General features: G+C 69.8%; 13 protein-coding genes. 6 read left to right on the forward strand and 7 right to left on the reverse strand.

Annotated elements, in window-relative coordinates; translation table 11 throughout:
* Positions 1 to 6: 6 nt before the first annotated feature.
* Positions 7 to 1032 (forward strand): Bug family tripartite tricarboxylate transporter substrate binding protein, encoded by a 1026-nt coding sequence (locus QTI51_RS04230; protein ID WP_116908062.1) that lies wholly within the window; start codon positions 7 to 9, stop codon positions 1030 to 1032.
* Positions 1033 to 1261: 229 nt separating this feature from the next.
* Entirely contained in the window at positions 1262 to 2197 is a 936-nt protein-coding gene (locus QTI51_RS04235; RefSeq protein WP_116908539.1) for a Bug family tripartite tricarboxylate transporter substrate binding protein, read from the forward strand.
* 56 nt (positions 2198 to 2253) lie between these two features.
* On the opposite strand, the gene QTI51_RS04240 is transcribed toward QTI51_RS04235, so the two are convergent.
* Together QTI51_RS04240 and QTI51_RS04245 are read right to left on the reverse strand one after the other, a co-directional pair.
* Positions 2254 to 3060: an alpha/beta fold hydrolase gene (locus QTI51_RS04240; RefSeq protein ID WP_116908061.1), complete on the reverse strand. Its 807-nt coding sequence runs from the start codon at positions 3058 to 3060 to the stop codon at positions 2254 to 2256.
* Between the two features lies 1 nt (position 3061).
* Positions 3062 to 4399 (reverse strand): O-acetylhomoserine aminocarboxypropyltransferase, encoded by a 1338-nt coding sequence (locus QTI51_RS04245; protein WP_116908060.1) that lies wholly within the window; start codon positions 4397 to 4399, stop codon positions 3062 to 3064.
* Positions 4400 to 4620: 221 nt separating this feature from the next.
* Between QTI51_RS04245 and QTI51_RS04250 the strand changes: the two genes are divergently transcribed.
* Complete coding sequence (locus QTI51_RS04250) at positions 4621 to 5076, forward strand: CBS domain-containing protein (RefSeq protein ID WP_116908059.1); 456 nt, start codon at positions 4621 to 4623, stop codon at positions 5074 to 5076.
* A 21-nt stretch (positions 5077 to 5097) separates the two neighbouring features.
* On the opposite strand, the gene QTI51_RS04255 is transcribed toward QTI51_RS04250, so the two are convergent.
* Together QTI51_RS04255 and QTI51_RS04260 are read right to left on the reverse strand one after the other, a co-directional pair.
* On the reverse strand, positions 5098 to 6090 hold the full coding sequence (locus tag QTI51_RS04255; protein ID WP_286512679.1) for a Bug family tripartite tricarboxylate transporter substrate binding protein: 993 nt from the start codon (positions 6088 to 6090) through the stop codon (positions 5098 to 5100).
* Between the two features lie 8 nt (positions 6091 to 6098).
* Positions 6099 to 7199 carry an adenosine deaminase family protein gene (locus tag QTI51_RS04260; protein WP_207786638.1) on the reverse strand — a complete coding sequence of 367 codons (1101 nt, stop codon included), beginning with the start codon at positions 7197 to 7199 and terminating at the stop codon, positions 6099 to 6101.
* Between the two features lie 95 nt (positions 7200 to 7294).
* On the opposite strand from QTI51_RS04260, the gene QTI51_RS04265 reads away from it, so the two are divergent.
* Positions 7295 to 8257 carry a LysR family transcriptional regulator gene (locus QTI51_RS04265; protein WP_286512677.1) on the forward strand — a complete coding sequence of 321 codons (963 nt, stop codon included), beginning with the start codon at positions 7295 to 7297 and terminating at the stop codon, positions 8255 to 8257.
* Positions 8258 to 8340: 83 nt separating this feature from the next.
* Complete coding sequence (locus QTI51_RS04270) at positions 8341 to 8943, forward strand: ORF6N domain-containing protein (RefSeq protein ID WP_116908055.1); 603 nt, start codon at positions 8341 to 8343, stop codon at positions 8941 to 8943.
* A 21-nt stretch (positions 8944 to 8964) separates the two neighbouring features.
* Here the strand turns inward: QTI51_RS04270 and QTI51_RS04275 are convergent, their stop codons facing one another.
* Both QTI51_RS04275 and QTI51_RS04280 read right to left on the reverse strand, forming a co-directional pair.
* On the reverse strand, positions 8965 to 9894 hold the full coding sequence (locus QTI51_RS04275) for a universal stress protein (RefSeq protein WP_116908054.1): 930 nt from the start codon (positions 9892 to 9894) through the stop codon (positions 8965 to 8967).
* Between the two features lie 366 nt (positions 9895 to 10260).
* Entirely contained in the window at positions 10261 to 11490 is a 1230-nt protein-coding gene (locus QTI51_RS04280) for a polyhydroxyalkanoate depolymerase (protein WP_116908053.1), read from the reverse strand.
* An 81-nt stretch (positions 11491 to 11571) separates the two neighbouring features.
* Here QTI51_RS04280 and QTI51_RS04285 point away from each other — a divergent pair, with 81 nt between their 5' ends.
* Positions 11572 to 12228 carry a glutathione S-transferase family protein gene (locus QTI51_RS04285; protein ID WP_116908052.1) on the forward strand — a complete coding sequence of 219 codons (657 nt, stop codon included), beginning with the start codon at positions 11572 to 11574 and terminating at the stop codon, positions 12226 to 12228.
* Positions 12229 to 12250: 22 nt separating this feature from the next.
* Here the strand turns inward: QTI51_RS04285 and QTI51_RS04290 are convergent, their stop codons facing one another.
* Positions 12251 to 13081: a helix-turn-helix domain-containing protein gene (locus QTI51_RS04290; protein WP_116908051.1), complete on the reverse strand. Its 831-nt coding sequence runs from the start codon at positions 13079 to 13081 to the stop codon at positions 12251 to 12253.
* Positions 13082 to 13084 lie beyond the last annotated feature (3 nt).

Consider the following 13084-nt stretch of genomic DNA (forward strand, 5'->3'; position numbering starts at 1 on the left):
CGCCCGATGAACTTCACCGTTTCCCGCCGCACTGCCGGCCTGCTGCTCGGCGCTTGTGCCATCCTGGGCGCGCAGGCGCCCGCCTTCGCCCAAGACACACAGGCCGCACAGGCCGCGAAGGACTCACAGAACGCCTGGCCCGAACGCGCCATCAAGCTCGTCGTTCCCTTTCCACCGGGCGGCGGCACCGACCTGGTGGCGCGCGCGATGGGGCAGGCCCTGTCGGAGCGGCTCGGGCAGCCCATCGTGATCGACAACAAGCCAGGCGCCGCCACCATCATCGGCACCGACGCCGTCGCCAAGGCCGCGCCCGACGGCTACACGCTGCTGCTTTCGGGCTCGACCAGCTACAGCGTGAACCCGGCGTTGCGCGCCAAGCTGCCCTACGACCCGGTGCGCGACCTGGCGCCCATCGCCATCGTGGCGCGCACGCCGCTGGTGCTGGTGGTGGGCAAGGGCACGCCGTTTCATTCGGTGGCCGAGCTGGTCGCCGCGGCCAAGGCGCGGCCGAAGAGCATCCGCTACGCCACCTTCGGCTCGGGCTCGGGCCCGCACCTGGCGGGCGAGCTGCTGGCGCTGGCCGCCGGCATCCAGCTGCAGGACATTCCGTACAAAGGCAGCAGCCAGGGGTCGATGGCCGTGATCGGCGGCGAGATCGAGGTCGGCATCGACACCGTGGCCGCCGTGGCGCCGCACGTGCGCTCGGGGAAGCTGCGCGCGCTGGGCATCGTGGGCGCCACGCGCTCCAGCATGCTGCCCGAGGTGCGCACGCTGGCCGAGCAGGGCTTGCCCGACGCCACCTTCGACGCCTGGTACGGTTTTGCCGCGCCAGCGCGCACCCCGGCACCGGTGGTCGACAAGCTGGCACATGCGGTCACGGCCACCATGGGCAACGCCGCCTTGCAGGCGCAGCTGCGGGCGCAGGGCATGGAGCCGGTGGCCATCGGCGCGGCGGCGTTCCGCGCGCAGATGGAAGGCGAGATCTCGCGCTACCGGGCGCTGGCGCACCGCGCGGGCATTGCCGCCGAGTAGGACGCGGGCGCGAAGGGCGAAGGCGGCCCCGGCGCGGCGCGGGGCCGTGCCATCGGGCAAACTCGAAAACTGTTCGTTGCCCGCGCGGCGACAGGCCGTGCCGCTCGCCCGGCCCCCAGCAGATTCCATGACACAGACTTCGTCCCGCACCCCGGGTGCTTCTCGCGCCCGGTTCGCCCTGTTTGCCTTGCGCCGTTGCTTGCCGTTGGCGCTGCTGTGCTTTGCCGCCATGCCCGGTGCCCCTGCGCAGGCCGCGTCCACAGGCGCCTGGCCGCAGCGCCCGATCCGCGTGGTGGTGCCGTTTTCGGCCGGGGGCGGCAGCGACATCGTGGCGCGCGCGCTGGCGGGCGGCCTGGCGGCGCGGCTGGGGCAGCCGGTGTACGTCGAGAACCGGCCCGGCGCGGCCACGGTCATCGGCACGCAGTCTGTCGCCAGGGCCGCGCCCGACGGCTACACGCTGCTGCTGTCGGGCTCCACCAGCTTCAGCGTGAACCCCGCGCTGCGCAAGAAGCTGCCCTACGACCCGGCGCGCGACCTGTCGCCCGTCGCCATCGTGGCGCGCACCTCGCTGGCGCTGGTGGCGGGCCGGGGCACGCCCTGGCGTTCGCTGCCCGAAATGCTCTCGTACGCCAAGGCCCACCCCGGGCGCATCCGCTACGGCACCTTCGGCCCGGGCTCGGGCCCGCACCTGGCCGGCGAAATGCTCTCGGTGGCCGCGGGCATCCAGCTGCAGGCCATTCCGTACACCACCACCGGGCAGCTCGTGACGGCGGTGAACGGCGGCGAGGTCGAGCTCGGCATCGAGGTGGCCGGCGCGCTGGAACCGCAGGTGCGCGCGGGCAAGATGCGCGCGCTGGCCGTGCTGGGCACGGCGCGCGCCAGTTCGCTGCCCGACGTGCCCACGCTCGCCGAGCAAGGGCTGGGCGAAGCCACCTTCGAGGCCTGGTTCGGCCTGGCCGCGCCGGCGCACACGCCGGTGGCGGTGATCGATAAGCTGTCGCGCGCGCTGGCGGCCACGGTGCGCGATGCGGATGTGCGGGCGGCCCTGCGCGCGCAGGGCATGGAGGCGGTGTCGGTCGGCCCGGCCGCGTTCCGCAGGGAGGCCGACAGCGAAATTGCCCGCTACCGCATGCAGGCCAACCGGGCCGGCATCTCGGTGGACTGAAGCCACCGGGCCACAGCGTTACAGCGCCACGGCTCCGTGGCGCCGTGGCGTCCTGCTCAGGACGCCGCGAAGTCCCTCAGCGCGAACAGCACCGCGTCGGGCGCCTCGCTCATCAGCGCATGGCCGGCCTGCACCGTCACCACCTTGCCATGGCGGGCCTTGGCCACCAGCGGCTTGGTGGCGCGCGGCGGCGTCATCTGGTCGGCTTCGCCCAACAGGAACAGCACCGGGCACTGCACCTTCTCCATCGCCGCTTCGCCGTTGGCGTAGTCGTTGCAGGCCTTGAAGCCGATGTGGAACACGTTCGCGTCGCGGTTGCTCGCGAGCACGCGGCGCATCAGCGCGCGCGAGCTGCCGTGCAGCCAGGTGCCCGGGCCCAGCGAGGAGGGCGGCGGCGCCATCATCGAATGCGAGAAGGTGTTGACCATCGCGATGGCGCGTTGCGGGTCGTTGAGCGCGCCGTCGAGCAGTGCGGGCGACACCACCATCGGGTAGGCGGTGCCGACCATCGCCAGGTGCGTGACGCGCTCGGGCGCGCGCGCGGCGGCCTCCAGCGCAATCAGCGAGCCGAAGCTGTGGCCGACCAGCACCGCCTTCTGCACGCCGGCCGCGTCCAGCAGCGCAAGGACGAACTGCGCGGCGTCTTCCACGCTGGCGGGCGGCGGGCCTTCGCTCTTGCAGTGGCCGGGCAGGTCGACCGCGAGCACGTTCCAGCCGTGGTTGGCGAACCAGCGGCTTTGCAGGATCCACACGCTGTGGTCGTTCAGCACGCCGTGGATGAACACGACCGTGGGCTTGGCCGGGTCGAGGGGCTTGGCGCCGGTGTAGCAGTAGGTGGCGTGGCCGTTGACGGTGTAGTTCATGTCAGGCACCCGCCTTCTCAGCGGCCTTCAGCGCGCGCTTCAGGTCGTCGATCAGGTCGGCCGGGTCTTCCAGCCCGATCGACAGGCGAATGGTGCCCTGCGAGATGCCCGCGCCGGCCAGCGCCTCGTCGGTCATGCGGAAGTGCGTGGTGCTGGCCGGGTGGATCACCAGGCTGCGGCAGTCGCCCACGTTGGCCAGGTGGCTGAACAGCTTGAGCGCCTCGATGAAGGCCTTGCCCTGCGCGCGGCTGCCCTTGATGTCGAAGCTGAACACCGCGCCGGCGCCGCGCGCGCCGTGGCGCAGCAGCTTCTGCGCGAGCGCGTGGCTGGGGTGCGATTCGATCAGCGGGTGGCCCACGCGCGAGACGAACGGGTGCGTTGCCAGGAACTCGACCACCTTCTGCGTGTTGTCGATGTGGCGCTCCATGCGCAGCGGCAGCGTCTCGATGCCCTGCAGGATCAGCCACGCCGTGTGCGGGCTCATCGAGGCGCCGAAGTCGCGCAGCCCCTCGCGGCGCGCGCGCAGCAGGAAGGCGCCGACGGTGCTTTCCTCGCTGAAGACCATGTTGTGGAAGCCGTCGTAGGCCTGCGTCAGCTCGGCGAACTTGCCCGCGCTGCCGTCGGGGGCGTTTCGCGATGCCTTTTCCCAGTCGAAGCTGCCGCCGTCGACCACCACGCCGCCGATGACGGTGCCGTGGCCCGACAGGAACTTGGTCGCCGAGTGGTAGACCAGGTCGGCGCCCCAGTCGAAGGGCTTGATCAGGTAGGGCGAGGTGAGGGTGGAGTCGACCAGCAGCGGCACGCCGGCTTCGTGCGCGATGTCGCTCACGGCGGGAATGTCGAGCACGTCGAGGCCGGGGTTGCCCACGGTTTCGCCGAAGAAGAGCTTGGTCTCGGGGCGCACCGCGGCGCGCCAGCCGTCCAGGTCGCCGGGCTTCACGAAGGTGGTCTCGATGCCAAAGCGGCGCATCGTGTAGTGCAGCAGGTTCTGCGAGCCGCCGTACAGCGCCGTGCTGGCCACGATGTGCGAGCCCGCGCCCATCAGCGTGGCCACCGACAGGTGCAGCGCGGCCTGGCCGCTGGCCGTGGCGATGGCGCCGATGCCGCCTTCGAGCGCCGACACGCGCTGCTCCAGCACCGCGTTGGTCGGGTTGCTGATGCGCGAGTACACGTGGCCGGCGCGCTCCAGGTTGAACAGGGCCGCGGCGTGGTCGCTCGACTCGAACACGAAGGACGTGGTCAGGTGGATGGGCACCGCGCGTGCGCCGGTGACGGGGTCGGGCGAGGCGCCGGCGTGCAGTGCGAGGGTGTCGAAACCGGGGTCGGAATATCCGGGCATGGAGGCCTTTCTCTGTTGTCTCTATGGGGTCGCTGGGGGGGCGCCGGGGGCGCTGCGCACGGCCCGCGGCGCGCGCAATTCATGCGTGCGCGACAGGGGCGTGCGGGTCGGCGCCGATTGTGGGCTATATTCAAAAACGGTACGCCTGTACAGGCACCCCAGAGACACCCCAGCGACACCCCCCTGAGATAGCCGAGATTGAGTCCCGAGAGGAGCACACGATGAAAGTCAGCGACATCCTTCGCGTGAAGGGCAATACGCTCTTCACCATCACGCCAGACGACCAGCTGGCAGAAGCCGCCAACACCATGGCGGAAAAGGACATCGGTTCGCTGGTGGTCATGGAGCACGGCGACCTGGTCGGCATGCTGACCTTCAGGGAAGTGATCGTGGCCATCGTCAACAACGGCGGCCAGGTCGGCACCACGCTCGTGCGAAAAGCCATGGACGACGCGCCCGTTACCTGCACGCTGGAAACCGACCTCGACGAAATCCGCCGCATCATGCTGGAGCGCCACGCGCGCTACATGCCCGTGATGGACCAGCGCATGCTGATGGGCGTGATCAGCTTCTACGACGTGGCCAAGGCCGTGGTGGACAGCCAGAATTTCGAGAACAAGATGCTCAAGGCCTACATCCGCGACTGGCCGGCGGAAGACGAGAGCAAGACCGGCTGACCTGCCGGTCTCGCTGCCACATCACTCCTTGATGTTGGCGGTCTGCACGATCTTCTGGTTGCGGCCGTATTCGGCCTGCACGAACTTCCCGAACGACTCCGCCGTGCCGCTGCCCGGCAGCGCGCCTTGCTCCACGAGCTTGCTGCGCACGCCTTCTTCCTGCAGCACCGCGTTCAGCTCCTGGTTGATCTGCGCCACCACGGCGGGCGGCGTCCTGGCGGGCGCGAAGATGCCCGTCCAGCTCACCATGTCGAAGCCCTTCAGCCCGGGCATCTCGTCGAAGGTGGGCACGTTGGGCAGCGCGGCCAGGCGCTTGCTGCTGGTGATGCCCAGCGCCTTCAGGCGCTTGCCGTTCACGTGCGGAATGGCGCTGGTGCTCACCAGCATCGCCAGGTCGACCTGCTCGCCGATCACGTCGGTGGCAATCTGCGCGCCGCCGCGGTAGGGCACGTGCGTCACGAAGATGCCGCTGCGCTCCTTCAGCAGTTCCATGGCCAGTTGCAGCACGGTGCCCACGCCGGAGGTGGCGTAGTTGTACTTGCCGGGCTTGGCCTTGGCGAGCTTCACGAAGTCGGTGAAGGTCTGGGCCTCCAGGCCGGGGCGCGCCACCAGCACCATGGGCGCGGTGTTCAGCAGGCCGACCGGCGCCAGGTCCTTCAGCGGGTCGAAGCGAAACGCCGTGGGGTTGACCAGCTTGCCGATGGCGATGGCGCTGTCGGGCCCGACCACCAGCGTGTAGCCGTCGGGCGCGGCGTTCACCGCCTTGGCCACGCCGATGGCGCCGCCCGCGCCGCTCACGTTCTCGATCACCACCGACTGCTTCAGCCGCTCGCCCAGGCGCTGTGCCACGAGGCGGGCGTTGACGTCCACGCTGCCGCCGGCCGAGTAGGGAACGATCAGCGTGATGGGCTTGGCGGCGGGCCAGGCTTGCGCGAACGCCGCGGTGGGAAGCGCGGCGATGGGCAGTGCGGCGCAGGCTGCGGCAGCAAGAAGGAGGCGGCGAGGGGTGTTCATGGCGTGGGTCATCCGAGGGTCGGGGGAACGGCGGGGGTGGGTTCGGTGGCCAGGCGCGCGCGCAGCGAGTCGAAGGCGTCGCTCCATTGCGCGCGCCAGGCGCGGCGCTGGGTGTCGTCGATCCAGGCACCGTCCAGGCCGTTGTGCATGAAGCCGCGCAGGTCGTCCAGCCCGAAGCCGAAGTCGCGCACCATCATCAGCCAGGCCTGCGTGGGCGTCACCTTGTGCAGCGTCGGGTCGTCGGTGTTGGGGTGGATGCGCAGGCCCAGGCCGGGCATGCGGCGAATCGGGTGGTCGAGCGCCCAGCGCTCCGGCGGCAGCGTGCGCAGGTAGTACGAGTTGGTCGGCACCACGGTGAAGAGAATGCCGCGCTCGGCGCACTGGCGGGCAAAGTCGGGCTGGTCGACCACCGTGTAGCCGTGGTCGATGCGGTCGACCTGCAGCACGTCGAGCGCGGTGCGCACGTTGGTCCAGGGCATGCCGAACTCGCCGGCGTGCGCGGTGGTCTTCAGCCCGGCCTTCTTCGCGTTGGCGTAGGCCTGGGTGAACAGCTCGGGCGGGCGGTCGTTCTCGCGGTAGTCGATGCCAATGCCGATCACCTCGTCGCAGCGGTGCGCCTTCACCCACTCGACCATCTCCACCGCCGCCGCGGCGCTGGCCTCGCGGTCGATGGCGGCGATGAGGCGCCCGACGATGCCGAACTCCTGCTGCGCGTCGTGGATCGCCCGCACGATCGCGCCCTGCGCCAGGGCGTACGGAATGCCCGACGCATGCACCGTGCCGGTCGGGTTCCAGAAGAACTCCGCGTAGCGCACGTTGTGCGAGGCCGCGTCCTGCAGGTACTCGAGCGTGAGCTGGTAAAGGTCGCCGGCGCTGCGCACCAGTTGGGCGTCGAGCGCGCGCAGCACGCGCAGCACGCCCACGGGCTTTTCGCCGCGCGTGTAGAAGCCTTCGATCTCGTCGGCCGCCAGCGGCGCGCCGGCGCGCTGGTTCAGCTGCTTGAAGGTGTCGTGGCGCACCGTGCCGAACAGGTGGCAGTGCAGCTCGACCTTGGGAATCGCGCGCAGGAAGTGCTCCAGCGTGAGCGGGGCGAGGGTGGGGCTGGTCATTCGTGGCAGTCTAGTAATGAAGAAGCCATAAGGAAAATTTTGAATTTCTATAATTTGATTCACTGAATCAATGACCGATGCAACCAGGAGTGCCCATGGCCGCCTTGTCCCTGCGTGCGCTCACGCTGCGCCAGCTGCAGTTCTTCTCGGTGCTGGTCGAAGAAGGCCAGTTCGGCCGGGCCGCCAAGCGCCTGGCCATCACGCAGCCGGCGCTCAGCAACGCCATCAAGCAGATGGAAAAGCTGCTGGGCGCCGAACTGCTCACGCGCTCCACCCACCGGCTGGAGCTCACGCCGGTGGGCGCCGAGGTGCTGGCGCGCACCGATTTCCTGGTCAACACCTTCGAGGTGGCGCTGCGCGACATCCAGAGCACGGTGCAGCGCGGGCGGGCTTTCGTGCGCATCGGCGTGATTCCCTCGGCCAGCGCGCGCTTGGCTGCTGCGGCGAGCGAGTTTCTTCAAGCCGGCCAACGCGGCGGACGCGAGGTGGAGCTCTCCTGGCGCGACGCCCCTTCGAACGCGCTGCTGGCCGAGCTGCGCAGCGGCCAGCTCGACATGGCCGTCGCCGCCATCACCGAGCCGCCGGGCGGGCTGACCTGCATCGACCTGTTCCGCGACCCGCTGGTGCTGGTGGTGCGGCGCGACCACGCGCTGGCGGCCGCCGGCGACGCCCAGTGGGAGGCCATCGGCAAGGAGCGGCTGGTGCTGTTCGAAAGCGGCAGCATGCCCGCGCTGGGCAACCCGGCGCGCGCCCAGTTCGCGCAGGGCGCGGAGCCGTACCGCGTGAGCTATTCCGAAACGCTCTATGCGCTGGTGCGCAGCGGGCAGGCGCTGGGTTTGATGCCGCGGCTGTACACCTCGTCGCTGCGCGACCCCGAGCTGGTGGTGGTGCCGCTGCTGAAGCCACGCGTCGAGCGCCGCGTGGTGCTGGCCTACCTGCCGGGGCCGATGCGCAACGTGGTGGCACAGGAGCTGATCGCGTTCCTGCGCGAGCGGCTGCCGCAGGCGGGGGAGCTGGCGGTGCGGCGGATGAGCAAGGCGCCGCGCGCGCGACGGTAGGCACGTGGCGGTCGCGTGCGGCAGTGCGGTGCCGTGACGCTGTGACATAGTGAAAGGCCAAGGGAAAAAATATCAGGGAACGCATGACCACGACCACGACAACGGAGGGCGCGCTGCTGCCGCGCATCGAGGGCCGCATCCAGGTGCTGCGCGGGCTCAAGGTGATGATCGACGCCGATCTGGCCGAGCTCTATGGCGTGCCGACCAAGGCGCTGAACCAGGCCGTCAAGCGCAATGCGGCGCGCTTCCCGCCAGACTTCATGTTCCAGCTCGACGCTGCCGAGAAGGCAGAGGTGGTCACAAACTGTGACCACCTCTCGAAGCTCAAGTTTTCCAGATCGCTGCCGTTCGCCTTCACAGAGTTCGGCGCCGTGGCGCTGGCCAATGTTCTGGCTTCGAACCAGGCCGTTGAAATGGGCATCTACGTCGTGCGCGCGTTCGTGCGGCTGCGGCAAGCCGCGAGCTTGCACGAGGACCTGGCCAAGCGGCTGGCGGAAATCGAGGAGAAGACAGAGCGGCTGGAGCTGAGCCACGACACGTTCAGCCGAAACACGCGCAACCAGTTGAGGCAGGTCTTCGAGGCGATCCGGGAACTGACGATGCCACCCGACCCGCCCAAGCGACCCATCGGCTTTTTGACCCCCGAAGACAAGAAGACGACCAAGGGCAAGGCGCGCAAGGACTGAGCGACAACGCGCCCCCCGCGGTCAGTGCAATTCGGCCGTCGCGTGGTCTTGCGCCGTCACCGCTACTGCCCCCGCACGGCACCCCTGCGTTTCCCGCGCTTGCGAGGGGCGCAGCGCGCCGCGCGGCACCACCAGCACGTCGCCTGTCGACCATCGCAGCACGCGCAGCGCCACGCTGCCGAACAGGAAGTCCATGAGCGCGCCGCGTTGCCGCTTGCCGACCACCAGCAGGTCGGCCTGGGTGTACTGCTGCTGCACGGCGGCCTGGCGCGCCGGGTCGCCGCGCCCGATGGACGACACCACGCGGTTGCGCCGCGCGCTCGACGCGTCCGACAGCCACAGCATGCGCTCGCGCGCATGGCGCGCGCAGGCGTGGCGGTAGGCGTCGATGACGTGGGCCGACACGTCCGCATAGCGCAGCTTGCCCTCGTGCATGGCGGTGAAGGCGTGGAACAGCTCGATCTCGGCCGCGCTGTCGAAGGCGCAGGCCAGGTCCACCAACGGACGCGATGCGTCCATGAGATCGACGGCGACGAGGATGCGGCCGTAGCCGCCCGCGCGGGCGTGCAGCCGCGCGACCAGTACCGGGCGTTGCGCGGCCCGCAGAAGGCGCTCGGCGGGCTGGCCGTGGAAGAAGGCGCGCAGCAAGCGGTCGGGCTCGTCCCCGATCACGACGAGGTCGCACCAGCGGGCCTCTTGCGCCGCGCCGTCAAGGCTGCCGCTTGTGTCGCCGACCTTCTTCACGAGGATGCCGAAGCGCTCGGCCACCTCGAGGCACACCGCGCCCAGGCCTCGGGCCGCATCGGCGTCGGCCGGCCCGCTGAAGGCCGAGGGCGCGTACATGACCTTCAGCAGCGCGCCGTGCGCCGCCGCGATGGAGGCCGCGCGCACCACGGTGCGCAGGCCGTGCGCGGACAGGTCCGTCACCGCCAGGATCGATTGGATGTTCATCAATGTTCTTTCCGCATGGCAAGGCCGGCCGCGGCCGGGGTGAAGCGGCGCGGCGGGCGAATCAATCAGCTGGGGGAAAGCGCGGCGTGCCCGTGTTCGTGCACGGGCGCGCTACCGCGCAAGGCTGGGGCCCGGCGGTCGAAAAAAGATGCTGAAGAAAAAGAAGGGGAGGCTGACCGCCGGGCTCAGAGATCTGCGAGGGTCTGGTGCGACCCCGCAGTCATCCGCGCAGTGAAGACTGCGCGCGATGTCTCGCGGATGGGTGCCTGGCGTTGCATGGGGCCCGAGTGTAGGAAGGCCCACGTGCAAGGGCAAACAATGGCCTCACACCTCTTGCCAGATTGAAGCGCGGTAAACCTGTGACGGCTAACCGTGCAGCTCGGCGGCCGCGTGGATCACCTCGCGCACGCGCGGGTAGATCTGCGCGTTCCACTTGCTGCCGCTGAACACGCCGTAGTGCCCCACGCCGGCCTGCAGGTGGTGTGTTTTCAGGTAGGGGCGGATGTTGGTGCACAGGTCTTGCGCCGCCACCGTCTGGCCCACGGCGCAGATGTCGTCGCGCTCGCCTTCCACCGTCAGCAGCGCGGTGCGGCGGATGGCGGCGGGGTTCACGGTGCGCTCGCCCACGGTGAGCACGCCGCGCGGCAGGTCGTAGGTCTGGAACACGCGCTCCACCGTCTCCAGGTAGAACTCGGCCGGCAGGTCGTTCACCGCCAGGTACTCGTCGTAGAAGGCGCCGATGGTGCGGGCCTTGTCGAGCTCGCCCTCGACCAGGTGGGTGACCATGTCCTGGAACTGCTTCTTGTGCCGCTCGGGGTTCATGCTCATGAAGGCCGACAGCTGCAGGAAGCCGGGGTACACGCGGCGCATCACGCCGGCATGCGGCCACGGCACGTGGCTGATGAGGTTGCGCCGGAACCACTCGATGGGCTTGCTGGTGGCCAGCACGTTCACGCCGGTGGGGTTGATGCGGCAATCGACCGGCCCGGCCATCAGGGTGAGGCTGCGCGGCGTGGCGGGGTTGTCGTCCTCGGCCATCAGCGCGGTGGCGGCCAGCGCGGCCACGCAGGGCTGGCACACCGCCACCATGTGCACGCCGGGGCCGATGGCCTCCAGGAACTTGATGAGCTGCAGCGTGTAGTCGTCCAGGCTGAAGCCGCCATGCCACAGCGGCACGTCGCGCGCGTTGTGCCAGTCGGTCAGGTACACGTCGTGGTCGCGCAGCAGCGTGCGCACGGTTTCGCGCAGCAGCGTGGCGAAATGGCCCGACAGTGGTGCAACCAGCAGCACGGGCGGGTGCACGGCGGCAATGTCCTTCTTGAAATGCAGCAGCGTGCCGAAGGGCGAGACGAGGGCGGTTTCCTCGTGCACGGCCACCTCGGCGCCCTCGGCGCCGGCCACCTGCACGCTGTCGATGCCGTAGGGCGGGCGCGTGTGCGTGAGGCGCATGCGCGAGAACACCTCGAACTGGGCGGCCATGCGCCGCATCATGGTGCGCTCGGTGCCGTCCTGCCACAGGGCCTTGCCCAGGTACTGCGACGCGAGCCGCGCCGGCGAGAGCAGGTCGGCTTGGTTCTGGTAGGCCCGGTACAGCATGCCGCTGCAGCAGGCAAGTTGCGGGCCAGCCGCATGGCATGGCGCTTGCACGCGGTGGTGCAACCTCCAAGGAGCTTCCCGATGGCCAAACCCGTTCTCACCATCAGCAGCAAGAACTACGGCGCCTGGTCGCTGCGCGGCTGGCTGATGTGCAGGCTGGCCGGGCTGGAGTTCAGCGAGAAGGTCATTCCGCCCGACGACCCGGCCATGAAGGCCGAGATGCTGCTGCTGTCGTCTTCCATGCTCGTGCCCTCGCTGCAGCACGGCGGCGTGAAGGTGTGGGACACGCTGGCCATCGGCGAGTACCTGAACGAGATCAAGCCCAAGGCCGGCCTGCTGCCCGACGACGTGGCCGCGCGCGCCCATTGCCGCGCCATCTGCGGCGAGATGCACTCGGGCTTCGGCTCTATGCGCGGCGCGCTGCCGATGAACATCAAGGCCCATTTCAAGAACTTCAAGGTGTGGTCGCGCGCGCAGGCCGACATCGACCGCATCGTCGCCATCTGGCGCGAGTGCCTGAAGGCCTACGGCGGCCCGTTCCTGTTCGGCAAGCAGCCGGGCATGGCCGACGCAATGTACGCGCCCGTGGTCACGCGCTTTCTCAGCTACGACGTGGCGCTCGACAGCGTGTGCGCCTCTTACTGCAAGCGCGTGATGGAGCTGCCGGCCATGAAGGAATGGGTGGCCGAGGCGAAGAAGGAACCCGAGGAAATCGACGAGCTCGACGCGGAGTTCTGAGGCGCCCGCACCCGCCGATCTTTCAGCCGATGGCCACGGGCGGCGGCCCGAAGCCCGCCTGCGCCAGCTTGCGCTCGATGTTCTGCGCGGCCTGCCGCAGGTCGGCCAGGTGCGCCGCGACGATGTCGCGCTCGCTCTTCACCGCGGGCAGCCACGCGCAGCTTAGGCAACCCACCACGCGTTCGCCCAGGCGCAAGGGCACCGACACCGCGCCGAAGCGGTCGGGCGAATCCAGGCTGGTCGACGTGGGGTCGCGCGCCACGTAGCCCAGGTCGCGCGCGTGCGCCACCATGCGCCGGATGTTCTCGGGCCGCCGCGCGCTGCGGTCGAAGTCGGTGGGCGAACGCGCCAGCGCCGCCAGGATTTCGCGCCGCTCGTCTTCCGGGCAGAACGACAGGTAGCAGCGCCCCAGCGACGACAGCAGCATCGGCGGCCTGAAGCCCAGCGCGCGGTAGTTCACGGCCAGGCCGTTGCGCGGGCGGTCGGTGTCCAGGATGAGCATGGCCGTGCCGTCGCGCACGCCCAGGTCGATGGGCCAGGGCACCACGCGCTGCAGCGTGGCGCGCGCGGGCGCGGCCAGTGCGGACAGCCGCGTGCGCCATGCCACCACCGGCCCCGCCTGGCCGGTGGCCGAGGTGGGCACGTAGCGCTTGTCGACCTCGCTGCGCTCGGCCCAGCCCGCCTGCTGCAGCGTCTTCAGGATGCGCAGCAGCGTGGCCTTCGACAGGCCGGTCTGCCGGTGCAGCTCCTGCAGCGTGACGGCCGACGAGCGCTGGATGGCCAGCATCACGTCGAGCCCGCGCCGCAGCGCATCGATGGATTTCACGCTCTGCGCGCCTGCGGTGTCCGACATGCG

The sequence above is a fragment of the Variovorax sp. J22G73 genome, assembly GCF_030317035.1.
Taxonomy (GTDB): Bacteria; Pseudomonadota; Gammaproteobacteria; order Burkholderiales; family Burkholderiaceae_C; genus Variovorax.